The organism is Paenibacillus vortex V453, from assembly GCF_000193415.1.
In the GTDB taxonomy this organism is placed as follows: domain Bacteria; phylum Bacillota; class Bacilli; order Paenibacillales; family Paenibacillaceae; genus Paenibacillus_AQ; species Paenibacillus_AQ glucanolyticus.
Genome location: NZ_ADHJ01000048.1, coordinates 1 through 26,669, shown reverse-complemented (window position 1 = coordinate 26,669; position 26,669 = coordinate 1). Strand labels below are relative to the sequence as shown.

31 protein-coding genes and 1 pseudogene are annotated in these 26,669 nt (G+C 49.3%); 23 read left to right on the top strand and 9 right to left on the bottom strand.

The window, feature by feature from the left end; all coding sequences use genetic code 11:
• The first annotated feature begins 55 nt into the window (after window positions 1-55).
• From PVOR_RS25365 to PVOR_RS25345, 5 genes are all read left to right on the top strand, one after another.
• The gene (locus PVOR_RS25365; protein WP_006212409.1) at window positions 56-691 is read left to right on the top strand and encodes a pyridoxamine 5'-phosphate oxidase family protein; all 636 of its coding nucleotides are present in this window, start codon (window positions 56-58) and stop codon (window positions 689-691) included.
• A gap of 82 nt (window positions 692-773) precedes the next feature.
• Complete coding sequence (locus PVOR_RS25360) at window positions 774-1,979, top strand: phosphoenolpyruvate hydrolase family protein (RefSeq protein ID WP_006212408.1); 1,206 nt, start codon at window positions 774-776, stop codon at window positions 1,977-1,979.
• Between the two features lie 128 nt (window positions 1,980-2,107).
• Window positions 2,108-3,319, top strand: a complete 1,212-nt coding sequence (locus tag PVOR_RS25355; RefSeq protein ID WP_006212407.1) for a Tm-1-like ATP-binding domain-containing protein — start codon at window positions 2,108-2,110, stop codon at window positions 3,317-3,319.
• Between the two features lie 58 nt (window positions 3,320-3,377).
• Complete coding sequence (locus tag PVOR_RS25350) at window positions 3,378-4,208, top strand: phosphoenolpyruvate hydrolase family protein (protein ID WP_006212406.1); 831 nt, start codon at window positions 3,378-3,380, stop codon at window positions 4,206-4,208.
• A 231-nt stretch (window positions 4,209-4,439) separates the two neighbouring features.
• Window positions 4,440-4,883: a hypothetical protein gene (locus tag PVOR_RS25345; RefSeq protein WP_006212405.1), complete on the top strand. Its 444-nt coding sequence runs from the start codon at window positions 4,440-4,442 to the stop codon at window positions 4,881-4,883.
• Between the two features lie 109 nt (window positions 4,884-4,992).
• On the opposite strand, the gene PVOR_RS30835 is transcribed toward PVOR_RS25345, so the two are convergent.
• Both PVOR_RS30835 and PVOR_RS25340 read right to left on the bottom strand, forming a co-directional pair.
• The gene (locus tag PVOR_RS30835; RefSeq protein ID WP_155984628.1) at window positions 4,993-5,169 is read right to left on the bottom strand and encodes a hypothetical protein; all 177 of its coding nucleotides are present in this window, start codon (window positions 5,167-5,169) and stop codon (window positions 4,993-4,995) included.
• 188 nt (window positions 5,170-5,357) lie between these two features.
• A complete protein-coding gene (locus PVOR_RS25340; protein ID WP_006212403.1) occupies window positions 5,358-5,666 on the bottom strand; it encodes a hypothetical protein in 309 nt (102 codons plus the stop codon).
• 186 nt (window positions 5,667-5,852) lie between these two features.
• On the opposite strand from PVOR_RS25340, the gene PVOR_RS25335 reads away from it, so the two are divergent.
• The 4 genes from PVOR_RS25335 to PVOR_RS25325 all read left to right on the top strand — a co-directional run bounded on the left by PVOR_RS25335 (window position 5,853) and on the right by PVOR_RS25325 (window position 8,662).
• Window positions 5,853-6,830: a LacI family DNA-binding transcriptional regulator gene (locus PVOR_RS25335; protein WP_006212402.1), complete on the top strand. Its 978-nt coding sequence runs from the start codon at window positions 5,853-5,855 to the stop codon at window positions 6,828-6,830.
• Window positions 6,831-6,985: 155 nt separating this feature from the next.
• The gene (locus PVOR_RS25330) at window positions 6,986-7,645 is read left to right on the top strand and encodes a prenyltransferase (protein WP_234973097.1); all 660 of its coding nucleotides are present in this window, start codon (window positions 6,986-6,988) and stop codon (window positions 7,643-7,645) included.
• The gene (locus PVOR_RS32380) at window positions 7,527-7,913 is read left to right on the top strand and encodes a prenyltransferase (protein WP_234973102.1); all 387 of its coding nucleotides are present in this window, start codon (window positions 7,527-7,529) and stop codon (window positions 7,911-7,913) included. Before PVOR_RS25330 ends, PVOR_RS32380 begins: the two co-directional genes overlap by 119 nt.
• A 17-nt stretch (window positions 7,914-7,930) precedes the next feature.
• Window positions 7,931-8,662 carry a DUF6081 family protein gene (locus tag PVOR_RS25325; protein WP_006212401.1) on the top strand — a complete coding sequence of 244 codons (732 nt, stop codon included), beginning with the start codon at window positions 7,931-7,933 and terminating at the stop codon, window positions 8,660-8,662.
• A gap of 426 nt (window positions 8,663-9,088) precedes the next feature.
• Here the strand turns inward: PVOR_RS25325 and PVOR_RS25315 are convergent, their stop codons facing one another.
• The 3 genes from PVOR_RS25315 to PVOR_RS25305 are packed head-to-tail and all read right to left on the bottom strand — an operon-like array spanning window position 9,089 to window position 12,034.
• On the bottom strand, window positions 9,089-10,003 hold the full coding sequence (locus PVOR_RS25315) for a glycine betaine ABC transporter substrate-binding protein (RefSeq protein WP_006212399.1): 915 nt from the start codon (window positions 10,001-10,003) through the stop codon (window positions 9,089-9,091).
• Window positions 10,004-10,005: 2 nt separating this feature from the next.
• On the bottom strand, window positions 10,006-10,839 hold the full coding sequence (locus PVOR_RS25310; protein WP_006212398.1) for an ABC transporter permease: 834 nt from the start codon (window positions 10,837-10,839) through the stop codon (window positions 10,006-10,008).
• Window positions 10,832-12,034: a quaternary amine ABC transporter ATP-binding protein gene (locus PVOR_RS25305; RefSeq protein ID WP_006212397.1), complete on the bottom strand. Its 1,203-nt coding sequence runs from the start codon at window positions 12,032-12,034 to the stop codon at window positions 10,832-10,834. Before PVOR_RS25305 ends, PVOR_RS25310 begins: the two co-directional genes overlap by 8 nt.
• A 372-nt stretch (window positions 12,035-12,406) precedes the next feature.
• Here PVOR_RS25305 and PVOR_RS25300 point away from each other — a divergent pair, with 372 nt between their 5' ends.
• The 12 genes and pseudogenes from PVOR_RS25300 to PVOR_RS25255 all read left to right on the top strand — a co-directional run bounded on the left by PVOR_RS25300 (window position 12,407) and on the right by PVOR_RS25255 (window position 23,472).
• Window positions 12,407-12,976: a GbsR/MarR family transcriptional regulator gene (locus PVOR_RS25300; RefSeq protein WP_006212396.1), complete on the top strand. Its 570-nt coding sequence runs from the start codon at window positions 12,407-12,409 to the stop codon at window positions 12,974-12,976.
• Between the two features lie 172 nt (window positions 12,977-13,148).
• A complete protein-coding gene (locus tag PVOR_RS33115; protein WP_419144526.1) occupies window positions 13,149-13,445 on the top strand; it encodes an alpha/beta hydrolase-fold protein in 297 nt (98 codons plus the stop codon).
• Window positions 13,342-14,478: an alpha/beta hydrolase gene (locus tag PVOR_RS25295; protein ID WP_006212395.1), complete on the top strand. Its 1,137-nt coding sequence runs from the start codon at window positions 13,342-13,344 to the stop codon at window positions 14,476-14,478. Before PVOR_RS33115 ends, PVOR_RS25295 begins: the two co-directional genes overlap by 104 nt.
• A gap of 31 nt (window positions 14,479-14,509) precedes the next feature.
• Window positions 14,510-15,070, top strand: coding sequence for a GNAT family N-acetyltransferase (locus PVOR_RS25290; RefSeq protein ID WP_040681022.1), 561 nt, complete (start codon window positions 14,510-14,512; stop codon window positions 15,068-15,070).
• A gap of 174 nt (window positions 15,071-15,244) precedes the next feature.
• Window positions 15,245-15,745: a winged helix-turn-helix domain-containing protein gene (locus PVOR_RS25285; protein WP_006212393.1), complete on the top strand. Its 501-nt coding sequence runs from the start codon at window positions 15,245-15,247 to the stop codon at window positions 15,743-15,745.
• Window positions 15,746-15,803: 58 nt separating this feature from the next.
• Window positions 15,804-17,132 (top strand): MFS transporter, encoded by a 1,329-nt coding sequence (locus tag PVOR_RS25280; protein WP_006212392.1) that lies wholly within the window; start codon window positions 15,804-15,806, stop codon window positions 17,130-17,132.
• A gap of 232 nt (window positions 17,133-17,364) precedes the next feature.
• Window positions 17,365-18,478, top strand: a pseudogene (locus PVOR_RS25275) (LolA family protein).
• A gap of 24 nt (window positions 18,479-18,502) precedes the next feature.
• On the top strand, window positions 18,503-18,652 hold the full coding sequence (locus tag PVOR_RS30830) for a hypothetical protein (RefSeq protein ID WP_160164035.1): 150 nt from the start codon (window positions 18,503-18,505) through the stop codon (window positions 18,650-18,652).
• 96 nt (window positions 18,653-18,748) lie between these two features.
• Entirely contained in the window at window positions 18,749-19,936 is a 1,188-nt protein-coding gene (gene alr, locus PVOR_RS25270; RefSeq protein WP_006212390.1) for an alanine racemase, read from the top strand.
• A 226-nt stretch (window positions 19,937-20,162) separates the two neighbouring features.
• Window positions 20,163-20,444, top strand: a complete 282-nt coding sequence (locus PVOR_RS25265) for a CopG family ribbon-helix-helix protein (protein ID WP_028406492.1) — start codon at window positions 20,163-20,165, stop codon at window positions 20,442-20,444.
• A 3-nt stretch (window positions 20,445-20,447) separates the two neighbouring features.
• Window positions 20,448-20,798 carry a type II toxin-antitoxin system PemK/MazF family toxin gene (locus PVOR_RS25260; RefSeq protein WP_006212388.1) on the top strand — a complete coding sequence of 117 codons (351 nt, stop codon included), beginning with the start codon at window positions 20,448-20,450 and terminating at the stop codon, window positions 20,796-20,798.
• A 538-nt stretch (window positions 20,799-21,336) separates the two neighbouring features.
• Window positions 21,337-23,472, top strand: coding sequence for a Tex family protein (locus tag PVOR_RS25255; protein WP_179087367.1), 2,136 nt, complete (start codon window positions 21,337-21,339; stop codon window positions 23,470-23,472).
• Between the two features lie 189 nt (window positions 23,473-23,661).
• Here PVOR_RS25255 and PVOR_RS25250 read toward each other — a convergent pair whose 3' ends face one another.
• Window positions 23,662-24,105 (bottom strand): GNAT family N-acetyltransferase, encoded by a 444-nt coding sequence (locus PVOR_RS25250; protein ID WP_006212385.1) that lies wholly within the window; start codon window positions 24,103-24,105, stop codon window positions 23,662-23,664.
• 61 nt (window positions 24,106-24,166) lie between these two features.
• Window positions 24,167-24,727, bottom strand: coding sequence for a CGNR zinc finger domain-containing protein (locus PVOR_RS25245; protein ID WP_040681006.1), 561 nt, complete (start codon window positions 24,725-24,727; stop codon window positions 24,167-24,169).
• Between the two features lie 146 nt (window positions 24,728-24,873).
• Here PVOR_RS25245 and PVOR_RS25240 point away from each other — a divergent pair, with 146 nt between their 5' ends.
• Window positions 24,874-25,344 carry a DinB family protein gene (locus tag PVOR_RS25240; RefSeq protein ID WP_006212383.1) on the top strand — a complete coding sequence of 157 codons (471 nt, stop codon included), beginning with the start codon at window positions 24,874-24,876 and terminating at the stop codon, window positions 25,342-25,344.
• A 107-nt stretch (window positions 25,345-25,451) separates the two neighbouring features.
• On the opposite strand, the gene cmpA is transcribed toward PVOR_RS25240, so the two are convergent.
• Window positions 25,452-25,583: a cortex morphogenetic protein CmpA gene (gene cmpA / locus PVOR_RS30060; protein WP_006212382.1), complete on the bottom strand. Its 132-nt coding sequence runs from the start codon at window positions 25,581-25,583 to the stop codon at window positions 25,452-25,454.
• Between the two features lie 83 nt (window positions 25,584-25,666).
• Window positions 25,667-26,014, bottom strand: coding sequence for a hypothetical protein (locus PVOR_RS25235; RefSeq protein WP_006212381.1), 348 nt, complete (start codon window positions 26,012-26,014; stop codon window positions 25,667-25,669).
• Window positions 26,015-26,117: 103 nt separating this feature from the next.
• On the opposite strand from PVOR_RS25235, the gene PVOR_RS25230 reads away from it, so the two are divergent.
• Window positions 26,118-26,615 carry a SprT family protein gene (locus tag PVOR_RS25230; protein ID WP_006212380.1) on the top strand — a complete coding sequence of 166 codons (498 nt, stop codon included), beginning with the start codon at window positions 26,118-26,120 and terminating at the stop codon, window positions 26,613-26,615.
• Window positions 26,616-26,669 lie beyond the last annotated feature (54 nt).

Genomic DNA, 26,669 nt, shown 5'->3' with positions numbered 1-26,669 from the left:
GAGAAACAGATAGGGTGCTTTTTGAAGTTAGGTATCTAATGGGAGAGTGATTCTGATGATAAAAGGACCTTTTCAATCCGTGATGACATCGGAGGAGGAGCTTCGCGGTTTGTTCGGGGAATCCAGTCATGTGGTCAAGCATAAAACGTTGGATCGAATGGATCATCACTGTAAAGACTTCATAGCAAAGAGTCCGCTGCTGTTTATGGCAACCTCCGATGCATCGGGGTATTGTGATGTCTCACCGAGAGGAGATGCGGCGGGGTTTGTTCACATCATGGATGAATCCTGGTTGGTCATTCCGGAAAGGCCGGGTAATCGACGGTTTGATTCGCTGCGAAATATACTGTCCAACCCGAGGGTCGGCCTCGTGTTTGTCATTCCCGGTTTGAAGGAGACTTTGCGGATCAACGGCAGCGCCGTCTTAATCAGAGATGAGGACCTGCTTGACCTGCTGAGCGTACAGGGAAAAAGGCCATGGCTTGGGATTGGGGTACGAGTGGAGGAATGTTTCATTCACTGCGCAAAAGCTTTTATGCGTTCACAGGTTTGGGATTCTGGTTCCTGGTTATCCAGAGAACAGCTGCCGAATCCGTCCAGGATTATAGCGGATCATGTGAATCAAGACCATGTGACGGAAGAGTCCGTTGCCCAGGCGCTTCAGGACAGTTATAAGAAACGTCTCTATTAAAGTTGGTTTATAATAGGTTCAGCGGCATTAGGAAACGATACATATAAGCCCGGTCACATTGAAGATAAGGGGACCAGTAGCTTTGATAACGACCAGAGAACAGATTTTAGATACATTACATAAAGGAATCCAGACCCAGGAACGAATCATCGGCGTGGCAGTCGGAGCCGGGATCTCGGCCAAATATGCGGTAAAGGGCGGTGCGGATCTTATACTGGCCCTGAATTCAGGGCGTTTCCGGCAGATGGGGCTCGGCTCCCTTGCGGGGCTGATGCCTTACGCGAACTGCAATGATATGGTGATGGAGTTCGGTTCACGGGAGATCCTGTCGGTGGTCCGGGATGCGCCGGTTATATTCGGTTTGTGCGGAACGGATCCGACCATTCATCTGCCGGGTTACCTGGATTTAATTCGGAGCAGCGGTTTTTCCGGCATTATCAACTACCCTACGCTGGGATTGATCGACGGGCAATTCCGCGAAGCCCTGGAGGAAGAGGGAATCACTTACCGGCAAGAGGTGGAAGCCATCCGGCTCGCCCATGAGCATGGAATGTTTACGATGGCTTTTGTGTTTAACCCGGAGCATGCCTTGTGGATGCTGGACGCGGGAGCCGATATCATCTGCGCACACCTGGGCGTCACGGCGGGCGGTTTGATGGGAACCAAAAAAGCATGGTCGCTGGAGAAGGGAGCCGAGATCGCCAGAGAAATTTTTGACGTATGTGACGCTTCGGGCAAGAAGCCGATCAAGCTGTTGTATGGCGGTCCGGTCCACACGCCGGTGGATGTCCAGTATATGTATGACAACACATCGGCTATGGGCTACGTGGGCGGCTCCAGCTTTGAACGGACACCGACGGAGGAAGCCATCGTGGATGCAACACATCGCTTCAAGGCGACCGGCCATCTGGAGCAGGACCAGCAGCTGATGGATAAGCTTGCACACCTCGCGGAGCCGATGGATTATGTAACTTACGTAAAAGAGTATATTGCCGACCATTATGCGGACAATATTTCATTGACGGAGCTGGCAGAACAGATTCATGTTTCCAGAACGCATCTGAGCGCGCTGTTCAACAGAGAAGTGGGGTGCAGCTTTCCTGAATATATAGCCAAATACCGCATCCACAAAGCCCAGGAGATCATGAAGCAGAGCAAGCTGGCGCTCGCTCGAATTGCGGAGCTGGTCGGCTATCCCGACTATGTCCATTTCAGCAAAACCTTCAAAAAGTACGCGGGAACCTCTCCCCAAACCTATCGTCAGCACATCGAAGACAAATATACATAAAGATCGTACATGGATACGATCTTTTTTATTTGAAAGCGCTGTATTATTTATGTATAGGGATCACATGCCGGGCCTCTTTAGGACTGGTGCAAACGATCCTGATAAGCGACATTGAGGAGGTCTGTACGGTGAAGACAATAGCCATAGCGGGAACATTGGATTCCAAGGGTGCCGAGTTTTTATACGTGAAATCCGTTATCGAGAGCCTGGGGCTAAAAACGTTTACGATCCACAGCGGTGTGTTCGAGCCGATGTTTGCGCCGGATGTATCCAACATCGAAGTTGCAGAGGCGGCTGGGGCGGATATACGCGAGATCGCTGCCCGGAAGGACCGGTCGGCCGGGACCGAGGTTTTGGCTCAAGGGATGGAAAAAATCGTGCCGAAGCTGTATGCCGAGGGGAAATTCGACGCCATTATGTCTTTCGGCGGTACAGGGGGAACGTCGATTGTAACCACAGGCATGAGAGCCTTGCCGATCGGAGTTCCGAAACTGATGGTATCTACCGTTGCATCCGGGAATACGGCACCTTACGTAGGGACGAGTGACATTATCATGTTTCCCTCCATTGTGGATGTATCCGGTCTGAACTCGTTCTCCACGAAGATTTTTACCAATGCGGCTCATGCGGTAGCAGGTATGGTGTCGTTCGAATCGGCACCACCGATGGATAAAAAGCCGTTGATTGCAGCAACGATGTTTGGTGTAACGACACCCTGCATTGATTATGCCAGGGAGCATTTGGAGCGGCATGGGTACGAGGTTCTTGTGTTTCACGCAACAGGTACAGGCGGGCAAACGATGGAAAGTCTGATTGATGCCGGGTTTATAGACGGTGTACTGGATTTGACAACAACGGAATGGTGCGATGAGCTGTTCGGCGGCGTTTTGGCGGCAGGACCTCATCGGCTCGAAGCCGCTGGACGCTGCCAGGTACCGCAGGTCGTATCAACTGGAGCATTGGATATGGTCAACTTCGGTCCTTATGATACTGTGCCTGAGGCATACCGGGGTCGGAACCTGTACAAGCATAACCCCTCGGTTACACTGATGCGGACGACGGTGGAGGAGAACCGGCAGCTTGGCGAGATCATTGCGGACAAACTGAATCTTTCGGAGGGTCCTACGGTGTTGATGCTTCCCCTGCAAGGCGTATCCATGCTGGATGTGGAGGGCGAGGCATTCCGGGGGGCACAAGAGGATGAGATGCTGTTCAATACGCTGAGACAACGCATCAATCGTGAGAAGGTGGAACTGGTGGAGATGGAGACCGACATTAATGATCAAACTTTTGCAGTGGCAGCCGCCGATAAATTGATGGAACTGATGAAGCGTAAGTAAGATTGGAGCAATAGCTCACCAATACACCAAGTATTCATATCTGAAGGAGGAACATATCATGGCAATGAGCACGAGAGCGGACGTATTAGCCAAGTTAAAGGCAGAGGTAGCAGAGGGCAAGGTATTACTGGGAGCGGGAGCAGGTACGGGCATATCGGCCAAGAGTGCCGAAGCCGGTGGCGTGGACCTCATCATCATTTATAATTCTGGCCGTTACCGGATGGCTGGACGCGGCTCCCTGGCCGGACTTATGGCATACGGAGATGCGAACCAGATCGTGGTGGACATGGGAAACGAGGTGCTGCCGGTTGTGAAGAATACGCCTGTATTGGCAGGTGTTTGCGGCACGGATCCGTTCCGGATCATGGATATTTTTCTAAAGCAGCTTAAGGAGCAGGGCTTTGCGGGAGTTCAGAACTTCCCGACGGTAGGCCTGATCGATGGTGTATTCCGTGCCAATCTGGAGGAGACCGGCATGGGGTATGATCTTGAAGTTGAGATGATCCGGAAGGCGCATGAGCTGGATATGCTGACTACCCCCTATGTGTTTGACGTTGATCAAGCGAAGAAGATGGCGGAAGCCGGAGCCGATGTACTGGTTGCCCATATGGGCCTGACTACCAAGGGAACGATTGGTGCCAAGACGGCCATGACGCTGGATGATTGCGTGGACAAGATTCAAGCGATCTGCGATGCCGGAAAAGCGGTTAACCCGGACATTATGATTCTGTGCCATGGCGGACCCATCGCGGAGCCAGAGGATGCAGCGTATGTATTATCCCGAACCAAGGGTGTCGAAGGATTCTTCGGAGCATCCAGCATTGAGCGTTTTGCCACAGAGGTTGGTATCAAGCAGCAAACAGAGGCATTTAAGAATATCTCGAAGTAAGATATGACCAGGATACAGCAGCGTGTCTTGGTTAGGTCATTAATTATAAAAGACTCCCTGGCAGGAGTCTTTTTTGTCTTTATATAGATTTAAATATAGAATCTTACAGCAAATTACTCGTCTTTCATGGAATATATTTATTTTCTAGTGATAGATACCCGGCCCGTCTATACCAATCCTTGTAATCCAACATACTCTATAATATCTCAAAGGTTGGGAGGTTTTGATAAAATGGCGAATTTTCTAGTGGATAGCCAAGTTTCCCTGAATGCTGCTACAAGCGGATCGATTGCAATCCCGGTATCGACTACGCCTGAGTTGTTCGGTACACTCGGTTTGAATACGTCAGGAGCAGGAGCAGATTTAAGAGTTGTATTTGATTTTACCGTGGCAGTGAGCAGTTTGTTATCGGTGTTGACTCCTCTTACAGTGACGGTTAATCGTATTGTAAGCGGGGTAACAACAACTGTCTATACTGCCACCGAGACACTGCCTTTACTGGCAGGAGTCACGGAGATTACTCTCCTGTCGGGAAGCGGAGTCGACTACCATCCGCCAAATCCCGGATTTATTATTTATCAGGCTCTGATCAGCGTGCCTGGTGGTATTACTTTATTTCCTACCCGCGTCGGTCCGGAAAGCTTTACGGCCGAAGCCTATTCAGATTTTGCATAAAGAAAAAGGGACTCCGGCGGGGTCCTTTTTCTTTTTACATAGGATATGAGTCTGTATTCAAAATACTACCTGTGTCAAGGGTTCTTTAGGCGAACCTCCAAGCCAGAGTCTAATCATCATCCCTCCGCTTGCTCTTCGATGCAGCCACAGCAAAGGCAATAATGACAAGCGGAATGAAAATGAACCAAGGGATTGTAATGGTGCTCCCGATCAGTATGGCCAGCAGCAGCACCACAACCATACCAATAATAATGTACAAACAGCCTCTGCCGAATGTCTCCATCATCCATCAACTCCTTTTGACAAGGATAACGTGACGGACAAGATGTAAGTTTCAGTCTTTCGATAAAAAGGCAGAAGCCTTGCTCTTGCCATCACGCCCTTTGGGTCACGCTGACAATGAATGAAGGTTTCCACCCAGATTCAGTGTAAAGTATGAAAAGCATACCAGAGCAAGCACTCTTTTATGGTGTCTTAATCTTTTGCGTTCATCTTATAATCCTTCAACGCGCTAAGATTGGCTCTGGAATTTCCAAGGGGAGGCTTCTTATCGCCAGGCTGCTGTGGAAGACGGTGAAGCACCTCCCGGAGCAGGGCATTATTCTCCCATACGATTTCATGGATTTCGCCCACCGTATAGAACAATGCGCCCATGATCGCACCGCTGATAAGCCAAGTAATCCCTGTCAACCAATTGCCCTCCATGATGATGAATACGATGACCCCTCCAATAAAACCGCCGATAAGCCATATGGCACCAAGGGCCTTGAACAGTTTAGACATACCGATCCCTCCATAGAGCTGAAGTCATTCGTCACTCATTCATAGTACCAAAAAAAAGTAATTAGTGGATATGATCTTTATGCTGGTTCAGTGGCTTTAACCCGCTCATGGCCTCGCTTTGAATAGGAGAGGCAATCATGATAGTATCAGGAAGGAACCAGTGGATAAAAGGAGGCATGACGGAATATGGCAAATATCAAAGAGATCGCTAAGCTGGCAGGCGTATCAGTATCAACGGTATCCAGGGTCCTGAATAATCATCCCTATGTCAGTGAAGATAAGCGGACACGTGTGCTGGAGACGATGAAACAGCTGAAATACGCCCGAAATATGAATGCGGTTCATCTGATTACAGGTAAAACGATGAATATTGCCATTATGCTGCCGTTTATTAATCATGCCTACTTCTCCTTACTGATGGAGGGAGCCGGCCAAGAAGCGCTTGCCGCCAGTTATCGCCTAATCCTGTGCCAGACCGGATATGCGCCGGATAAGGAGCTGGAAGTGCTGGAGATGCTGCGCAACCGCGAGATTGACGGCATCATTATTTTATCGTCGTCGGTTACTCCTAAACAGATCGAAGCCTACTGCACGTATGGACCGATTGTATGCTGCCGGGATGCAGGGGAACGATTATTTTCTTCTATATATATTAACCATGCGGAGGCATTTCGCAGCGCTATGCATTATTTAATGGAGCGGGGACATCGGCGCATCGGATTCACGGTAGGCAGACTGGACAGCCCGAGCACGAGAGCACGTCAAAAGGCATACGGAGCAGTGCTTCAGGAGATCGGGGAGCCTTACCGCGAGGAGTGGATCCTGGATGGCTGTATAGATCTTGAGGACGGCGCTGCCATTATGGATCGGCTGTCGGACATGAAGGAACGCCCCAGTGCCTTGTTGGTCACGGGCGACCATGTGGCAGCCGGGTTGATCTATGAAGCGGAGAAGAGAGGACTGAACGTACCGCAAGAGCTTGCTGTTATCGGGTTCGACAATCAGCCGATCGGCAAAATGCTGGGGCTGACCACGATTGATAACCGATTGTTCGATATGGGGTCGGAGGCCTTCAGGATTGTTTATGCACATATTCAAGGAGAGCTGAAGGAACCGGTTCGCAAGGAGCTTGCCTTCGAGCTCATCGAACGGTCATCGGTATAATGGCTGGGCAGCCAAGTTCTAACAAACGGATTACAAAGTTCGACAATTATGATATTCTTATTTATGCAAGTTCTATGTTTCACAACGCTAAACGTCTGCAAGCTACTTGCAGGCGTTCTATTCTGTATTAATAGAAGAGAAAGGAGCATATCAACGTGGATGCCCTTACACAGTTTAAAAAAGCTTCCCGAATCAAAGTCATTCCCGTCATGCTGATTCCGGTTGCTTTGGGAGCACTCGGGGCTTATGTATGGACAGGCCAATTTCATATAGGCCTCTTTTTGTTGACTTTGATCGGAAGCGGGGCTGCGCATCTGTTCTCCAACATGGTGAACGATCTGTGGGACTATAAGAACGGAACCGATACGGAAGCGCAGGAGCATGTCGATGCCATCTCCACGAATTCGGGCTTCCTTACGAAAGGCGTCTGGTCGCTTCGCAAATTCGAGCTCATCACCTGGTCTCTGTTCGGATTAGCTGCACTGAGCGGCATTATTCTAAGTTTAATCAGTGGCTGGTGGGCATTCGTCTTCGGTGCACTTGGCGGATTGATTGCGTATTTCTATGTCGCACCGCCCATCCAATTCGGATATCGGGGCAAGGGCTTCAGTGAAATTGCTATTTTGCTGTCCTTCGGTATTTTGTCCTGTGATGGGTGCATACTACGTTCAAACCTCACATCTGGATATACGGGCGCTGCTGCTGTCACTGCCTATCGGGCTGCTGACAACGCTTATTTTGTTCAATCATCACTTCTTGCATTGGCAGGCGGACCGTCAGGCCGGGAAGAAGACCCTGGTCGTGGTATGGGGTGAAAAAAGAGCGCTGAACTTCTCGCGTGTTCTGCTGCTGCTGGCCTGCCTGTCTTTGATAGTCTGCGTATTAGCCGGAGCGCTTCCGCCTTACGCACTGATAGCACTGCTTACGATTATTCCGTTGTATCTTGTATATGGAAGACTGAAGGACAGTAACCGTTCCGAAGCGTATTTACCGCTAATGGGCGCGTCAACCATGACCACCATGCGCTGCGGCGGCGTGCTGATCCTGTCGTTGATCATCCAGGGAATTATTCAGACTTTGTAAGAAAGAAGGGGAATTAGATGGAACAACAACGCGTTTTTGGTGATTTTCACTCCATCCTGTCCGAGAGCGAGGTATGGAAGATCGGCGGTTTCCCGCTGCCGGACGGTTCGTTCTGGGAGTATCGGGAGCCGAATGCTGTCGTTATCGTACGCAACGGAATCCTGTACGTTCGCGCGCCGCTGAGCCGCCAGAATAACCAGATCCAAATTCTCGATAATGCCAAGCATATGTATTATTCCAACGAGGAAGTGGAAGTGCCGGAATCCGGTGAGGTCACCTTCGAGCTGCAGATTCGGGCGCGCACCCAGGGCACGGTGCCTGGTGACCTGTATGACGGCTATGTATCCCTGAACCTGCTTGATTTTAGCACCGGCGGAGCCTTGGATTTCTTTGCTTCGAACGACAAGTATGCCAGCGTATATGCTGTTCTGCCGTTCCCGGGCGTTCAGGTGCCGGAATCGGACAAGACCCGCTACTTCTGTATTTTTAAAGAGGAAGACACACACTTTACACCACTGGAGTTCAATACTTACAAAATTACGTATAACCGTGCCGAGGACGAAGCGGTGTTCTACGTAAATGGAGAAGAAATTCGCCGGGAGAACAACATCCCGATCAAATTCAATAAATTCACCATTGCCCTTGGCATCATGACTGAAAAAGACCTCACGCCGCAAGGCAGCGTATCGGTGCACGGTCAAACCGTGATCGCCGAATACTCGCCAGTAACGGTAACGATAAAAGATTAGCCGCGTGCGCGCCAGCAAAAGCTGCAAGTCTCTTAAAGGGACTTACAGCCCGCAAGAAGCGGCCGGCAAGCCTGTGAGCCCCAATGGGGACCTCACAGCTTGCCTGGCAATAACTCAGGCTAGCTGACCGTGTAGAATACGGGTCAGCCAAGTCCCGCCACCGCAAAGAGCCATCCCAAGATGAATGGGATGGCTCTTTTTACGTGGAAAGATTGGAGGCCGAAGTCAAGAAAAGAGGATGTATCTGTGGAGGAGACCTGGCGTTCGCCTTTGAAACCGGGAAAATGCCGCAAGAGTATCATCCTGTTTTCCTGGTTTCAACGCGACCGGAACGGATACATCCTCTCTCCAACACAGGCCGACAATCTTGACTCATTCTTTAGAAGAAAAGCCACCCCATATTCCATGGGATGGCTTCACAAGTATTTATTTTAAATCCTCAATCGAATTAGCTTCCACGTAGGATGGAACCACCAGGCCGGTTTTTACACCTTCCATGTTAGCGCCAAGGTCTTCGACCTTGTCCTTGAATTTATCCCAGTAGTCGGCATGCGTCAATGGCAGCCAAGCTGCTACGGTTGCATCAACGTCGCCGTTGGCAACGCCGGTCCACATCGGGCCTGCTTCGACCTGAAGCGCCTCTACTTTATAGCCCAGTTTGTCTTCCATGATGACCTTCAGCAGGTTGGTGCTGGCAATCTCGGAATCCCATGCGACATAACTGAATTTGAAAGTTTTTCCTTCAACCGGCTGCACGCCTTCAAGCCAGGCATCCACTTTCTCTGTGTTGCTGTCAGCCCATTCCTTAGCAGCAGCTTCCGGATCTTGCCCTTCTTGAATAGCAGTCATAATTTGACCCATATCGTCAGAGGTCCATTTGAAATTGCTTAGGAATTTGTAAGCTTCCGGATGATCTTCCTTCAGTCCGAGACGGGCAATCGTGTGAATTTCTTCAGCTTCGCCGAATACTTTTTTCGGATCTTCCAGATACTTCAGATCATATTTGGCGAACATCCAGTGAGGCGTCCAACCGGTAATGATGATAGGATCCTCGTTCTTGATAGCTTTATTCAGTGTTGCCGTCATGGCTGCACCGGAACCCTCGATCAGTTTCCAGTCTGTCAATCCATATTCCTCGATAGCAGCAGCCGTTGCTTTCATAATACCTGCACCTGGATCAATACCGATGATTTCATGTTTTACTTGTTCGCCGAGGGAAGCGGTGGAGCCGCTGTTTGCTCCATTATCCGTAGTTCCATCCGTACCGCCGTTTCCGCCGCATGCGGACAGGATTAAAATAGCGACCAAGCTTAGCGACAACCAAAACTTTTGATTTTTCAAAATTAAGCACCCCTTTTTTTCGATTTAAATATATTTTGTGTAAAGCGGTCGAGGACAATCGCCAAAATAACGACGGCCAAGCCAGCTTCAAACCCTTTCCCGATTTGCAGCTGAGTCACTGCACGATAAACTTCGGCACCAATGCCTTGAGCACCGATCATCGAAGCGATAACGACCATCGACAAGGACAGCATGATGGTCTGATTAATACCGGCCATCAGGGTTGGCATGGCCAGCGGAAGCTGAACCTTGAACAATTTCTGTCCGGAAGTCGAACCGAATGCATCCGCAGCCTCCGTTAATTCACCGGATACCTGCATAATCCCGAGACGAGTCAGACGAATCGTTGGCGGAATCGCGAAGATAACCGAAGCAATAACCCCTGGAACAACACCCAGACTGAAGAATGTGACGGCAGGGAGTAAGTATACAAACGCCGGCATCGTCTGCATAAAATCGAGAACCGGTATAATAATCCGGGATGCGGACCTGCTGTAAGCCGCCCATATCCCAAGCGGAACACCCAGTAGAACCGATATTAAAGCTGCCGTGATGACCAGACTCAGCGTGCTCATCGTTTGCGACCAGTAGCCGAGGTTATCAATGAGCAGAAAACCGATCGCCGTGAATAAAGTCAGTGGCAGGCGGCCCAAGAAATAGGCGATGACAGCCAGAATGACAATGAACAGATACGGATGAGGAAGCATGAACAGATCCGTAAACAGCTGCACGATTTTCTCGATGATCAAAGAGATCGCGTCAAAGAAGCCGGAGAACACGTCTCCCATCCATTCGACCAGTGAATCAACCCAGCTTGCGAGAGGAATCTTAGGCATCTTGCGTCACCTCCCCACTCTTGCTTTCTCCAGCCAGAGCACCGAGCACAGCACCGCGGACGATGACGCCCATCAACCTGCCGTTATCATCCACAACGGCTAATGGCACTTTGGACATACTTGTAATTTCAAACAATTCATTCAGCAGTGTATCGGGTCCGACGCTCGGGCCGTCCGTGATAAGAATGTCCTCAAGCTTGCGGTTATTCTTCATCGCATCGGATGCATCTTCGGCCGTTATGACGCCAAGCAGCTTCTTGGAACGGTCAATGACAAACAGGTTCGAGATTCCACGTTCGCGCATAAGCTCAAGTGCAACGCGTGGTCCGCGATCCATCGTAATGGTCTCGGGACGGCGCATAACCCGGGAAGCCGTGAGCACCTTGGACAGATCCACATCTTCCACGAAACGTTCCACGTAGTCGTTGGCAGGCTGAGTCAGGATCTCTTCAGGTGTTCCGATTTGAACGATGGAGCCGTCCTTCATCAGGGCAATGCGATCGCCGATTCGCAGGGCTTCGTCCAGGTCATGCGTGATGAACACAATCGTCTTCTTCATTTTGTCCTGAAGCTCAATCAATTCGTCCTGCATATCTCGGCGGATGAGGGGATCGAGTGCGCTGAATGCTTCATCCATAAGCAGAATCTCTGGATCATTGGCCAGTGCGCGGGCAAGCCCGACGCGCTGCTGCATCCCGCCACTAAGCTGGTCGGGCATTTTTTCTTCCCAGCCCTTCAAGCCTACGAGCTCAAGTGACTTCATGGCGGCTTCGCGTCTCTTGCTCTTGTCTACCTTTTGAATCTCTAATCCGTACTCCACATTTTCTACAACCGAGCGATGGGGAAACAAAGCGAACTTCTGGAACACCATGCTGATTTTCTTGCGTCGAACCTCCCGCAGCTGTTCCTTATTCATTTTTCGAAGATCTTTGCCATGAATCAATATTTCACCCGATGTTGGTTCAATCAACCGATTTAGCAAACGGACCAATGTAGACTTGCCGCTGCCGGACAGCCCCATGATGACAAAGATTTCGCCTTCATGAATGTCGAAGCTGACACGGTTAACGCCAACCGTTATATTTTTCTCTTTCGCAATTCGCGTTTTACCCCAGCCCTGCTCAAGCAGTTGAATCCCTTGTTCCGGATTCGTGCCGAACAATTTGCTGACCTTGTTAACTTGCAGAATAGCCAAAAGTACTCCTCCTTTTAGAATGTATAGAGACGCGTCCAATTGACCGAGTCTGTACCGATGTCGTCTCGTAAACCCATGTCACCCATTGTAACAACCGATACGTAAAGTATCAAACGTTATATCCGTACATAAAGTACGTACAGTAAAAACTGTACAAAGTTATCCTTTCATATGCTCCCATATGCTCCTATATCCTCTGGAGCGATCTTCTTTACTTTTAAAATAGCTTTCCCTACAATAGATCAGAGAATGTGTGTGGAATTGGGATTGATTAGATTTCTTTGAGATCGTTCACACTACAATTCGAGTCCACCTGGTTTGGTTAGGTTGATATGACTTCTTGGATGGCTACAGATAGAGGAGGCTGCAAGCATGGGCTTGTACCATTTAGATGATGAACGGCAGGCAGCCGTGCATAAGATTCGTAAGCGTGTCATTGAGAATATTGGACGAAATATGGATTTGTACGGCATTCCACTCTCAACGGGGCATTTATACGGACTGCTTTATTTTGCGGATAAACCGATGAACCTGGATGAAATGGGACAGGAAATGAAGATGAGCAAGACCAGCATGAGTACAGGCGTGCGGACACTGCTCGATTATAAAATGGTAAACAAAGTGTGGGAGAAGGGTTCCCGCAAAGATCTGTATGAAGTCGAGTACGATTGGTATCAGAGCTTCGTGGACTTCTTTGATATTAAGTGGCGAAAATCGGTGGAGAGCAACATTATGGTTCTGCGCAAAGCGCTGGATGAAACCGAGAAGCTCCATAAGGAGCATGAGCATGATGAAGTATTGGCAGCGGTGCTGCAAGAGGATCAGGCTAAAATGCGTGAGGCCGTCGCCTATTATAAATGGCTGGAGCGTTTGATCGATACTTTTGTGGATGGCGATATCTTTAATTATGTGCCCAAAGAGCCGCCCGAGGGTAAATCCTGATATTGAAATTGGGGAAATTCCCCAGTATAATGACGGGTAAGGCAATGCTTACCTCAGAGGTACAACCTGATTTATCGGGTTGTGCCTTTTTTGTTGTTCAGGTAACGTTTTTTGCCAGTGTAAGCAGCATTTAGTGGTCCTTGTGGTGCAAAAATAGGCAGGAGGGGTTAGAATGGTCAGTATGTCCTCAAGAATGGTGGAAATCGCGGATTTTCCATCGGTTAACCTTGGTAATACCCGAAGTTTGTATGTATATCTTCCGCCCAGCTATCATGTGAATACGGAGAAGCGTTATGCTGTACTCTATATGCATGATGGGCAGCATGTTTTTTCTGCAGACGTGACCGGGGAGTCCTGGGAGATGCATGAGACAGCAGATCGTACTTGTTTCCGAAGGACGGATGGAGGAGATTATTATCGTTGGTATCGCAACGGTTCCCCATCAAAGACTGAACGAATACTTCCATGACAATCCAAGGATGCATGAGGTGACCGACCCCCCGTTTGCGGGTGAACAATATGAAGCCTTTATCATTGAAGAAGTGATGCCCTACATGAATGCAACCTTTCGAACGCTGCAAGGGCCGGAATACACGGCTATGATGGGTTCCTCGGCAGGCGGCATTGTCACCTATAACATAGGATTTCGCCGTCCGGAGATTTTTGGAAGCATCGCCGTGATGTCACCCTTTTTCGTGAAGACTGAGTTTGACACTGAGGGCCAACTGCAGGAATATCCATTTTACCAAAGATACGGTACGCATCCGAACCTGCGAATATGGCTGGATATGGGCGGAGCAGAAGGGGTCTTCATGGAAAAATACGCCAGAGTGGAAGCAGAGCGACTCATTCATGACGGCTTTGTACCGGGAGAGGATCTTATGCTGTTCCTCGATCCGGGCGCAGGCCACAGTCAGAGAGACTGGGCAGGCAGAGCTCAAGCGCCGTTGTTATATTTTTTTGGCCATATCGGAGAACCAGCTTCTATTCAACTCCATGGGGATAGCGTTGTGGGCATAAACGGACCTCTCAAACAGCTGAATCCGGTTATTACATATACCAGTGGATTTGTTCAAACGCTCATGAACGGGACATTCCATGTCGAGGATCCGGATGTGCTTCGTGTATGGCCTGACGGAAGCATCACACCCAGAGCACTTGGCAGCACCCGTATGTTTCTTCAATATGGGGGTTTGACCGCGGATAAAGAAATGAGGGTCGTGGATGAGATGCCCGAGTTTGTGAAGGTCACCGTCCAGGTGAAAGTGCCACCATCCACACCGCCCTATCCATCCATTTATGCCGGATTTGAGCTTCCATACTGCGGAGAGGGTTTGTATAGAGGAAGTGCAATGATACCTCATGGTTTAACTTTTGCTTTCAAGGTATCCAGAGGTTTTGGACTGCATGAGAAGATCGGAACCAGCGGATTAAACCGTCGATCCTTTACAGCTTCATCCGAGATAGATTTATTTTATGAGGTTGAGGACTGGGATGTTTGAATTATTGAATGTAATCGGAGGCTTAACTGACATGACAATCAGATTAGCAAGACAACAAGATGCTCCTGCAGCGGTAAGGCTATTGTATGATGCGCTGCACGATGTAGCGCACCAATTGACAGGGGAAGAAAGCGAAGAGAAGGCGATTGGAGTGCTGGAGCAATATTTTCGTGCGGATGAAGGCAGGCTCAGTCACCGGCAGGCTGCCGTAAAAGAGGTAGACGGCGAAGTAGCGGGCATTATCGTGGCATACGGGGGAGATAAGGTGGCGGAACTGGATCGTCCGATCCTGGAGCGTTTGCGGAAGCTGAAGAATGACAAGGCCATCGCCCTGGATAAAGAATCCGATGAGGATGAGTATTATATCGATACCTTATCCGTTTCCCCGCAGTTTGGCGGAAAGGGAATAGGTTCGGCACTTATCAGCCATGCGGAGAAAAAGGCGAAGGAACTTCAGTATGATAAAATCGCGCTCGCTGTTGTGACGGACAATCATCGCGCTCATTCTTTATATGAAAGAAGAGGGTACAGCACGGATAAGGAAATTATGATTAACGGGCACGTTTATTACCACATGGTCAAACCTCTTTAGAAAAAAAACACAAAAAAATAAACCGCCTATTTACAAATGGTAATAGGTGGTTTATTATTGTGACATACCGATCTAGAAAATTAGAATGATAAACTAAAATGGAATGAACGGAAATAACAAATCAAATTACAGAATTGGAATGAACAATTCAATTAGAATGGAGTGCTGGCAAACATGGATCAAGATCATAATCAGAGCATTGAGATATCGGTGGAACAAGCCAAGCTGCTCGGCAGTGCACAACGCGTGAAGATTCTCGGAACCATGCTGGATACGGCCAAAACCGCCAAGCAAGTAGCGGACGAATTGGGAGAATCGCCAGGAAGCATTCACTATCATATTCAGAAGTTATACGACGGCGGATTAATAGATTTGGTGGAGACCCGGACTGTCGGCGGCATTGTAGAGAAATATTATAAATCCAAAGCCAAGTGGTTTAACACCAAGGGAACGCAAATGATGGACCCCGTCCTTGCCGACGATTATGCGGCGGCGACCCGAACCAGGATAAGCCTGAGGCTGCAGCTGAACGGCGATCAATATCAAGAGATGACTACGGAATTCAAGGAACTGCTCGAGAAATGGGTGAACAAAACCATCGCGACGAAATCAAGCGACAGTCAGGAATTTGCAATCGGAATCAATGTGATTTCAACGGAGCTCGAAGATAAATAGAGGCCAACACGGCCTCTACCAGGCTTAACTATTAAACTTCGAAATGGAGAGAAGCTGAATGGAAATTTTCAAGAACCGAAATTTTGTGCTGCTGTTTATCGGCCGGATTTTAACGAATATTGGTGACAGTTTATATGCGGTTGCAGCGATGTGGCTGGTCTATGACCTCGGCGGTTCAACCTTGTATACCGGAATTGCCGGCTTCCTGTCCATCCTGCCGCGAATCATTCAGATTCTGTCCGGTCCGATGATTGATCGTGTTCCCTTACGTGGACTGCTGGTAAACACCCAGCTGGTTCAGGCCTTAATGTTATTGATCATACCGCTTGCGTTCTATTTTGACTTCTTGACGGTTGGTCTGGTCCTGACCATCACCCCGATTTTATCGACACTGAATATGTGGGTCTATCCGGCGCAAATGACGGCGCTGCCCCGTATTCTTGAGAAAAGACAGCTGACACAGGGCAATTCGTTGTTCTCGATTGCAAATCAGGGCATAGATGTTGCATGTAACGCCATCTCCGGCGTACTGATTGTGGTTTTAGGTGCAGTTTCACTCTACTTATGGAATTCGGCCGGATTTTTCATCGGTGCGCTGTTGTTCGCGCAATTGAAGATCAAGAAATCCACCAAAACTTCTGATAACAACGATAATAATATATCAGAGGCGAGTTCATCAAAATCTAAAAGTATTCGGAACACGATGGGAAGTTATTGGAGTGACATGAAGGAAGGGCTTCGCTACATGCTGGCAACGCCTCTTGCACGGATCCAAATCGGGATTATCGTCATTAATGCAGCAGGCGGGGCAACATTTACGGTCATGCCAGCATTTGCTGACAGTCTTGGTGGGGCCAGCATCTATGGAATGCTGCTTATGGCTTCGGCTTGCGGAAGCCTCCTGGGTGCCATATTGACGCCTTATATGAAGCTTGAGCGCTTACCGCTCGGCTATCTGTTTGCCGGTGCATTCTGTTTGTCCGGAGCTGCCTGGGGATTAAGCGTATTTACCCCATGGACCTGGCTTGTCGTTTTGGTGTACGGCTTGGCCTGGTTTCCTGGAGGCGTTACGAACGTCATCATTATTTCGGTCATCCAGAAGGCAATTCCCGAGAAGAGACTGGGAACCGTATTGGCGGCAGCCAGCGGAATCAGCGGGATTGCGATGCCGCTGGGAAGTTTGATCGGAGGAACCCTGGGTGTTGTGTTTGCTGGTTCATCTGTGATCGCCGGGTGTGGGGCTGCTGTCCTCGCTGTAGGTATATTCTGGATTTTTGATCCGATGACACGAGGCCTTCCATCTCCAGACCATGTGGATGAGGAATGGTTCGCGCCCTATACGAATGCTGTCCCTGATGAGTCTGTTGCTCTTCACTCAGCTCCTTAAGAGGGGATGCTCTGGATGACTTATGAGAGCAATCAAGATGTTTTAAGAAAATATGCCCTTATGGAATCAACGATCCGCTGAATCCGCCAGGGCTTTTTTTCTTGTCCCAGACAATGAACCCCTTGCGAGGCCTGCCGTAACGGTGCTTGTCAGGCTAGTCTGCATAATGTGACCAAGTCCCTCATAGACATGTATCAATCAAGTCAAAACAAGTGTTGAAGGGGATGATGACATGCGCCGGATTTCATGGGTGCTGCTCGCGGTAGTATTATGCTTAACAACAATACTGGCGGGATGCGGGAAGAAAAATGCGGACAGCGTTGTGAAGGATCTGGGCAAGGTGGCTGATAAGCTGGAAAGTGCCAAGGGTGCTTACCAGGGAGCGGGCGTTATGACCATACATACCGGTTCGGCGCCGCAGGAGTACCAGGTGGAGGTATGGTATCAGTCACCATCTTACTACCGGATCAGTTTAACGAATGGGCAAAAGGATATTACGCAAATCGTGCTTCGTAATGATGACGGTGTGTTCGTCCTGACGCCAAGCCTGAACAAGAGCTTCCGCTTCAAGAGCGACTGGCCGGATAATCAGGGACAGGTATATCTGTATCAGACGCTGCTGGGCAGCATTCTGAGCGACAATACCCGTCAGTTTGCCGAGGATAAGGATAGCTACGTGTTCGATAGTGGCGGCGAACTACCACAGCCATTCCCTGATTCGTCAGAAGATATGGCTCGCCAAGGACAATTACACTCCGAAACAGGTACAAGTATCGGATTCGGAAGCTAATGTCGTGGTTGAGGTTAAATTCAATACCTTTACATTTGACACCAATCTGACGAAGGAATCGTTTGATACCAACAAGAATCTGAGCGCAATGAGTGATGCGAAGGGAACGCTTGCGGAAGTGGACGAGAATGGAGTGCCGGTGGCTTCCGGAGCAGATGGCAATGGGGCCCAGGGAACAGATGGTTTGACGCCAACGGCCTCCGGCGGCGACATGGGATCGTTCGGCATTATTTATCCGGAGTATCTTCCTGCCGGGGTTACCAATAAGGACACCATGGAGGTTGCAGAGAGCAAGGATCATGCGGTCATCCTGAAGTATGACGGCGTGTACCAATACACGATTATGGAATCCAGACCGGTGGATCGTGCGGTTTCCCTCGTACCGGGCGAAGCGATTTACATCGACTTCACAACGGTAGGGCTGCTCACTGGCGATCAGCAAAGAACGCTGACCTGGAATACAGAAGGAGTCGAATACCGAATCACCAGCGCAAATCTTCCTGTGAGTGAAATGGTGAAAGTCGCTGCTTCCATGCAGGGAGAATCGGGTAAATAATACAAAGTAGGCGGATACCAAGCATTGAAGGAGGGCAAAATTCCGACAATGGGGCCATTCGCCTATTTTCCAAATAAAGGCAATCCGTCAGGGGTTCTGCCTGCATTTCTTGCAGATATTCCGATGTTTCACCAAGTTTCGTCACTACAAGGGTACCGCGAGCTTCAGAAATAAGCAGTTTGGCTCAATTGACAGTTGCTCGCGGGAACATTACCATTAATCTAATGTAAACCTAATGCTTTTTTCAAAATGGTAAGAAGGTGACTGGAATTGCAAGCGATATATCGACCTACCCTGGCGGAAATCAACCTGGACCATCTGCGCGCTAACTATAACGTTTTTCGTGAGGCGCTGCCCAAGCACATGGAGTTGCTTGCATGTGTGAAGGCTAACGCGTATGGTCACGGAGCTGTAGAAGTGGCACGCGAACTTCAGCAACTGGGAGCGGCTTACTTGAGCGTAGCTTTCCTTGATGAGGCGCTCGAGCTTCGGCAAGGAGGCATCTCTATTCCGATCCTGGTGCTCGGTTATACACCACCGGAGGCGGTAGAGACCGCTTATGAGTATGATGTAACCATAACCCTGTTCAGTTCGGAAGTGCTCAAAGCGATAAAGGCACTGCCGGTCAAGCCGGAGAAGCCACTTAAGGTACACATCAAGATTGACAGCGGAATGGGTCGTTTGGGCCTGCTTCCTGGTGAAGATGCTCTTACTTTTATAGAAGAAGCATGTTCACTGCCGCAGGTTGTTGTCGAAGGAATGTTTACCCATTTTGCAAGAGCGGATGAACACAACAAAGACTATACATTGGAACAGTACCGCCGTTTTCAGGGCGTAGCGGACGCTCTTCGGGATAAGGGCTACCATATCCCGATCATACATACGGGTAACAGCGCTGCTGCCATCGATACACCCGAATTATCTTATAATATGGTTCGTATTGGCATTAGCCTGTATGGATTGTATCCTTCGGATGAGGTGAATCGGAAGGCAGTGAGCCTCCGCCCTGTCATGACGTTAAAGACCAAGCTTGTCTACGTCAAAAATCTGCCTCCGCATTCCGGTATCAGTTACGGGTCGAAATATGTAACAGAGCAGGAAGAGAGAATTGGAACCCTTCCTATCGGTTACGCCGACGGTTTCTCACGTATGCTGAGCGGTAAAGCGGAAGTGCTGATACGCGGCCGCCGCGCCCCTGTAGTCGGAAATATCTGTATGGACCAATGTATGGTATCGCTCAAACCTTTCGCCGAGGAGGCGGAACAAATTAAAGCTGGTGAAGAGGTTGTACTCATCGGCCAGCAATCTGGCGAATGCATCACGGCAGATGAGCTGGCAGCCAAGCTGGGAACGATCCACTACGAGGTCGTCTGCATGATTGCCCACCGGGTACCACGTCAGTATATACGCGACGATATACCCGTTAAGACGGTAAATGCACTCTGGAATCACCTTTAAAGGCCTTTTGTGCCCCAAGTAATTTATTCAGGAAAGAAGGAATACGTACAGACACCCTCGAAATAGGAATATGTCGCTAAAGTCTGTACGAAAGTGTCGATTGTAGTTTATAATGATATGCAGCATACTTGATATACCTTCGGCATATATATTCTTTTGTATAAATTTCCTTGAATAATGTAATACTGGTGCACAGGGCGAGAAGGTTGTGGGGGTGTGATAGAAGGTGGCCAATATGCAGAACACCAAACGAATCATGATCAGTTTGCCGGATCATCTTTTGCAGGAAGTGGACGGGATCGCTCAGCTGGAAAATTCCAACCGCAGTGAGCTTATTAGGCAGGCCATGAAGTTGTACCTGAATGAACGGAAGAAACGTTACATTCGTGAATCCATGCAGCGAGGTTATATGGAAATGGCCAAAATTAACCTGACCATGGCTTCTGAGGCGTTTCACGCGGAGGAAGATGCAGACAACACTCTAGACCGCTTAGTAAGCGGGGTGTAGACAGTGATCGTTAAACGGGGCGACGTATTTTTTGCGGATTTATCACCCGTTGTCGGTTCGGAGCAGGGCGGCGTAAGGCCGGTTCTTGTGATCCAGAACGATATCGGCAACCGGTTTAGTCCGACTGTGATTGTTGCAGCCATTACGGCACAGATTCAAAAAGCCAAGCTGCCGACTCACGTCGAAATCGACGCGGCGTCGCATGGATTTGATCGGGATTCCGTCATTTTGCTAGAGCAGATCCGGACGATTGATAAGCAGCGGCTAACTGACAAAATCACCCATCTTGATGATGAAATGATGAGCAAGGTGGATGATTCCCTGCAAATAAGTCTGGGCTTGATTGATTTTTAATTCAATCCAAGCGTTGCATGTTCCACATAGAACGATGGCCATAAAAACCCTCAAGGACGAACTCCTTGAGGGTTTTTACGTAGATGGCCGCACTGCCATCTGCCTGCGATGCGTATGAGAAGCTGGGAGCACGCTTCTTATTGAAGATTCGTATTTAGGTGTTAGTTGGGATGAGAATGTAGGCCGTGGTGACCGCGACTGCAATAAACAGGAGGCAGGCAACGGACCAGGCAATGGCTTGTTTGTCATTCATCTAAGGTGACCCCCTGATCATCATGAAGGTGTGGATATCCGGCAGCAGCATTTTCTTACTATTAAGAATATAAAGCGAATCTTAAAATGAGATGAAATCGACATTAAAAACAGCTTAAACCCTTATGATGTAAGCTATGAGGTGGAAATGAGCGCTTAAGTTTGGGATAATAGGTAATATAGTTTCATTGAAGAAAGAGGGATATCATTGTCTGAATTAGAAGCTGTTGTGGAAGTAAATGAAGAACAGATTCGCAAGGAAGAATTAAAACGGATCGTCAAGCAAATGGCGAAAGAGCTTCAATTGTCCGAGAAACAGGTGCGTACGACCGTTGAGCTTCTGGATGAGGGCAATACCATACCGTTTATTGCACGTTATCGTAAGGAAATGACAGGCGAGCTGGATGAGAATCAATTACGTGACATTGAAGAGCGGACAAACTATTTGCGCAATTTGGAAGTCCGTAAGCGGGAAGTCATTCGCATCATAGAGGAGCAGGGCAAGCTGACGGAAGAGCTGAGGAAGTCGATCACGGCTGCTGTCAAGCTTCAGGAAGTAGAAGATTTATACCGTCCGTATAAGCAGAAGCGCAAGACACGGGCAAGCGTCGCGAAGGAAAAGGGGCTCGAGCCGCTGTCCGAGTGGATTTGGTCGCAGCCGAAGCAAGCCGATGTGATGCTTGAGGCCGTCAAGTATGTTGATGAAGAGAAGGGTGTGGCTTCGGCCGAAGAGGCAGTGCAAGGAGCGATGGATATTTTGGCTGAAAATATAGCCGACGATGCAACCGTTCGTTCCTGGGTGCGCAGATTCAGTATGGACCATGGCATATTGACTTCAGAGGCGAAGGATACCGAGGCAGAATCCGTGTATGAGAACTATTACAACTACCGGGAACTGGCGAAGAAAATGCCACCACACCGGATTTTGGCCATTAACCGCGGGGAGCGCGAGAACATTCTGAAGGTGGGGCTTGAGGTTCCTTCCGAATCCATTCATGGGTACATCGGCAAACAGGTGCTTAAGGGCCCGTCATCCGTATCGGATATTCTTACCGCGGTGATCGAGGATTCGTACAAGCGACTCATCGCACCATCCATTGAACGGGAGGTTCGGGGCGAGCTTACGGAAAAAGGGGAGAATCAGGCGATCTCTATTTTTGCAGGGAACCTGCGCAGCTTGCTGCTGCAGCCACCGGTGAAGGGACGCTGTGTATTGGGTGTCGATCCGGCCTATCGCACCGGCTGCAAGCTTGCTGTGGTTGATGACACGGGCAAGCTGCTTGAAGTAGCGGTAACGTACCCGACGCCGCCAGCGAACAAGAGGCAGGAGGCTGCTGCGAAATTCAAACAGCTGATTGCGAAATACGGGATCAAGCTCATTGTCATTGGCAACGGGACGGCGTCCCGTGAGACGGAGCAATTTGTAGCAGAAGAGGTTATTGCGGAAATCGCTGACCCTGAGCTTGCTTACCTCATCGTTAATGAAGCCGGAGCAAGTGTGTACTCTGCCTCCAAGCTGGCACAGGAAGAATTCCCGGATCTGGATGTAGCCGAGCGCAGCGCGGCTTCAATTGCGCGCAGGGTACAAGATCCGCTTGCCGAGCTGGTGAAGATCGATCCGAAATCGATCGGCGTGGGTCAATATCAGCATGATGTAACCCAGAAGCATCTGGAGGAAAGCCTGAAAGCTGTCGTGGAGTCTGCGGTTAACCATGTCGGAGTTGACGTGAATACCGCATCGCCATCCCTGCTTTCGTACGTGGCAGGGATCAACGCAACCATTGCCAAGAATATCGTGAAATATCGGGAGGAGAACGGGAAGTTTGTAAGCCGCAAGCAGCTGCAAAAGGTTCCGCGGCTAGGCGCCAAGACGTTTGAGCAGTGCGTGGGCTTTATGCGGATTTCGGAAGGGGAGAACGTTCTGGACCGTACGCCGATTCACCCGGAATCATATGCGGTCGTTGACCGTTTGTTCCGGGAGCTTCAGGTAGGGCTGGACAAGCTCGGAAGCAAGGAGCTGGCTGAGCTGCTGGATGCGCAGCAGCCGGAGAACCTCGCGGTGAAGCTGGAGGTTGGCGTGCCAACGCTGCGTGATATTCTGGACAGCTTGCAGCGTCCGGGACGCGATCCGCGTGAGGAACTGCCGCTGCCAATCTTCCGTCAGGACGTACTGAAGATCGAAGATCTTCTGCCGGGAATGGAGCTTCAGGGAACGGTGCGCAATGTTATCGACTTTGGTGCTTTTGTTGATATCGGCATCAAGAGCGACGGTCTGGTGCATATTTCCCAGCTGAGTGATGGATTTGTGAAACATCCGATGGATGTTGTCTCCGTGGGAGATAACGTTACGGTATGGGTGCTGAACGTTGATTTGAAGAAAGGCCGCGTCGGTTTGACGATGCGTAAGCCAAAGGACCAGTAACAGGATCCCATATTAGTTCAACACCTGGCCGACAGCAATCCAAGCAATCCCCGGATCGAACGAACCTTACGCAATGGCGTATAAAATGATGAAAGAGCCGTATCTCCCATTGGGAGTTACGGCTCTTATTCGTTCTACTGCTTGTGAAGCTCAGACAGCGGCATACCGCTGCTTTTTATTACCCAGAGCTTACCCGTCATGGGTCAGCTTTAGAAGCAGGACGTTTTTATCGTATGTTTTGAGGCACCAGTGATATTTTTCTAAAATCCGGGGATTGGCATTGGAGGCAGGGGCATCGAATGCATGAAAGCCGAATTTCTCATAGAAATGCTGCAACTCTTCAAACGGAATGCAATACACCGTCTTGAGGTTCTGTCTTTTCGATTCTTCTACCAGGTATGAAACGAGCTCTTGTGCAAGGAATTGTCCTCGAAATGCATCCAGTATATAAATGCCGCCCATCTCAGCCTCATGCGCATTCAACATAACCAGTCTGCCAACACCGGCATAGTGGCCTTGAGACATAACGATGGCAATGATTTCATTCTGTAGCTTGCTTGGCATAAATCCGATTTGTTCATACTGCCGGTTAACCCAAGCTAATTCTGCTTCAGTAACCCTCTTTATACTCATGATTTTTACCTCCAACCCATTTAAATATAAGAAACGATCTACTGAGCGCCCTAACCCTAGCTTAGTTCTCGATATCGGCTTGCTGCTTTTTCTTCGCCCGAAACCGTCTCACTTTCATGAGGTTGCCACAGGCCTTGTCATCACAGTATCGCTTGGAGCGGTTGCGCGTATCGTCGTAATACACCCACAGACAATCCGGGTTGGTGCAGATGCGGAATCGAGCCAGCTCGCCTTGTTCCAAGGTTTGCGCAAAAGAACCCGCTATCTCCGCGGAAAACGTCTGAAGATCCGGAGTTACAGGGGTGTAGGTCAGCACGAATTTCTGGTCCCCCTGCATCCCAAGCTGGCGCACGACTGGCCCTGCGGCCATCCAGCGGTTCAATTCCTCCAATTGCTGGCGGGAAGGGGGTTCTCCCGCAACGATGTGCTGCACGCATTTTCGGAGGAAGGAGCGAAGCTGTTTTAACAGATCCAGTTCATCCGTTTTTAATGGCAGGGTCATTTGAAGATGATATTCGTCTATAAAATCGGTGAGCCAATCCTCACGATAAAGTCTGTCCTCTGACCGGCCGCTACCTCTCCAGTCATGCCATTCACTGTTCAGAAAATCATCCCACAACATGAAACTCATCCTTTCTCATTCCATTATTGTAACAAGTAAAAATTTATGTTGCTAGTTACTTGTAATGGAGGTGGCAGTATGTTAGTTTATGTGTAACGATCTATTTTATTTAAGGTGGTTACATATTAAAATGGAGGCGATCGAATATGAACATGCGAGAATTGTTGTTACTTTACTGGGATAACGTTATGGAGCAGGAGGACTGGTATCCGCCGATTCTTCCTGCGCTGAAGGATGTGACGGCTGAGCAGGCTCTTTGGAAACCGGAGGGGGAGGCCGCGAATTCCATTTGGGAGAACGTGCAGCATTTGCTGTATTATAAGCAGCGGCTGCTCGCAAGATTGGAAGGGACACCCCTTAGTAACGAAGGAATCGGCAATGACGAGACCTTTCTCATACACGATCCAAGCCAGCAGGCGTGGGAAACAGCTCAGGAGCAGCTGAAGGAAGTTCATACTGCGTTAAGACAAAAAATAGAGCAGATGCCGGAAGAAGAGATCACCGAATCTCCACAGCGGATAGCCAGCTTAATTACGCATGATGCATACCATACGGGACAAATTATTTTTCTGCGGAAGCTGCAAGGCTCCTGGCCGGCTAAGCGCAGCTTTCTGTAAGTTGCAGTAGATCGTGCTCCCCTTCAGCTATCATGATAAAATACACACAAAAATAAGCCGGACAGCAGTCCGGCTTATTGTCATACTTATGGATCGGTTGCAGCGCCCTATCGGGCATTCGAATTCTCTTCGCCCGGTGAATTCCGGTAAAAGTACCAGCACTCGTTCAGCAGCTTGATCTGACGTCTGTCCTTTTTACGGAAAGCACGTATCAATTGATTGCAGAGCCATTGCGGCAAGGGTATCTCCTCCTCTTGCTAATTCCATCTGTATGGATAGCATATGGGGAAAAAGCCCAAAGCGTGCAGGTCTACCTCGATTATTACGCCTCTTCCTCGTACCACTGCTCAAGCTGGGCTTGAAGAGCCCGAATCTCGGTTAGCAGTGAGATGAGTGGATACTCTGTTTCGTTAAGGGAAGCAAAAGCCTGCTCAAGCTCATTTATGTAGTCCAGACCACCTTGAATGCTCAGCGATTCCTGCAGCAGATCAAGATTGTCGCATTCAGCTACAGCAAGAGGCAGCTGAGGTTTGCCTGGAGCGGTGAGTTTATCGATTTCCTTGTTAAGGCGTAAATTCAGAGCACTGAGCTGGTAAGCGTGGTCACCAGGCATTTCGACGAACTGCAGCCCCTCGTGTCCCTTTAATATAACGTAACGCATGTTCGGCATGATTGCAGGTTCTCCCTCCATACTTTCTACTTGACAGTGTAGCCCAGAGAGAAGTTAAAATTCAAGTAGCATTTATAAGGTAAAGGAAGGATCAGATATTGTTATGATGAACGAGATGAGCAATGAAGAACTGCAGGCTTGGGTTGAGAAAATTTCGCTGGAGAGCTTCCGGGTTCCGTTCAGGCATCAGGCGACCTTTAACCGGCGTTTGTCCTCAACGGGCGGCCGGTATTTTATGAAGAGCCATCATATCGAGATCAATCCGCATCAGCTTGCTACGCACGGCAGGGAAGAGGTCGAGAAGATTATTAAGCATGAGCTGTGCCATTACCATTTGCATATTGCAGGGAGGGGGTATCAGCATCGGGATGCCGATTTCAAAAAATTGCTGCAAGCCGTTGGAGGAAGCCGATTCTGCAAATCTTTGCCGAAGGGCAGGGCAACGGGCCGCCAGCCGGAACCTTACCGCTATATGCTGCGCTGCAGCGCCTGCGGGACCGAGTATTTGCGGAAACGGAAGATGAACCCGGCCCGGTACAGGTGCGGAAAGTGCAGCGGACGTCTTACACTTCTATCGCTTGACTCCCCTAAGAAGTCATGATAAATTATTAGTATTCTATTTAACGTTCCCTGATAGCTCAGTTGGTAGAGCACT

Excerpts from the sequence above, each read along its gene's own strand:
- PVOR_RS25365 (WP_006212409.1), top strand. The coding sequence starts at position 56 with ATGATAAAAGGACCTTTTCAATCCGTGATGACATCGGAGGAGGAGCTT.
- PVOR_RS25350 (WP_006212406.1), top strand. The coding sequence starts at position 3,378 with ATGGCAATGAGCACGAGAGCGGACGTATTAGCCAAGTTAAAGGCAGAG.
- PVOR_RS25345 (WP_006212405.1), top strand. The coding sequence starts at position 4,440 with ATGGCGAATTTTCTAGTGGATAGCCAAGTTTCCCTGAATGCTGCTACA.
- PVOR_RS30835 (WP_155984628.1), bottom strand. The coding sequence starts at position 5,169 with ATGATGGAGACATTCGGCAGAGGCTGTTTGTACATTATTATTGGTATG.
- PVOR_RS25340 (WP_006212403.1), bottom strand. The coding sequence starts at position 5,666 with ATGTCTAAACTGTTCAAGGCCCTTGGTGCCATATGGCTTATCGGCGGT.
- PVOR_RS25335 (WP_006212402.1), top strand. The coding sequence starts at position 5,853 with ATGGCAAATATCAAAGAGATCGCTAAGCTGGCAGGCGTATCAGTATCA.
- PVOR_RS25325 (WP_006212401.1), top strand. The coding sequence starts at position 7,931 with ATGGAACAACAACGCGTTTTTGGTGATTTTCACTCCATCCTGTCCGAG.
- PVOR_RS25310 (WP_006212398.1), bottom strand. The coding sequence starts at position 10,839 with ATGCCTAAGATTCCTCTCGCAAGCTGGGTTGATTCACTGGTCGAATGG.
- PVOR_RS25300 (WP_006212396.1), top strand. The coding sequence starts at position 12,407 with ATGGGCTTGTACCATTTAGATGATGAACGGCAGGCAGCCGTGCATAAG.
- PVOR_RS33115 (WP_419144526.1), top strand. The coding sequence starts at position 13,149 with ATGGTCAGTATGTCCTCAAGAATGGTGGAAATCGCGGATTTTCCATCG.
- PVOR_RS25295 (WP_006212395.1), top strand. The coding sequence starts at position 13,342 with ATGAGACAGCAGATCGTACTTGTTTCCGAAGGACGGATGGAGGAGATT.
- PVOR_RS25290 (WP_040681022.1), top strand. The coding sequence starts at position 14,510 with ATGACAATCAGATTAGCAAGACAACAAGATGCTCCTGCAGCGGTAAGG.
- PVOR_RS25285 (WP_006212393.1), top strand. The coding sequence starts at position 15,245 with ATGGATCAAGATCATAATCAGAGCATTGAGATATCGGTGGAACAAGCC.
- PVOR_RS25280 (WP_006212392.1), top strand. The coding sequence starts at position 15,804 with ATGGAAATTTTCAAGAACCGAAATTTTGTGCTGCTGTTTATCGGCCGG.
- PVOR_RS25255 (WP_179087367.1), top strand. The coding sequence starts at position 21,337 with ATGGCGAAAGAGCTTCAATTGTCCGAGAAACAGGTGCGTACGACCGTT.
- PVOR_RS25250 (WP_006212385.1), bottom strand. The coding sequence starts at position 24,105 with ATGAGTATAAAGAGGGTTACTGAAGCAGAATTAGCTTGGGTTAACCGG.
- PVOR_RS25245 (WP_040681006.1), bottom strand. The coding sequence starts at position 24,727 with ATGTTGTGGGATGATTTTCTGAACAGTGAATGGCATGACTGGAGAGGT.
- PVOR_RS25240 (WP_006212383.1), top strand. The coding sequence starts at position 24,874 with ATGAACATGCGAGAATTGTTGTTACTTTACTGGGATAACGTTATGGAG.
- PVOR_RS25235 (WP_006212381.1), bottom strand. The coding sequence starts at position 26,014 with ATGCCGAACATGCGTTACGTTATATTAAAGGGACACGAGGGGCTGCAG.
- PVOR_RS25230 (WP_006212380.1), top strand. The coding sequence starts at position 26,118 with ATGATGAACGAGATGAGCAATGAAGAACTGCAGGCTTGGGTTGAGAAA.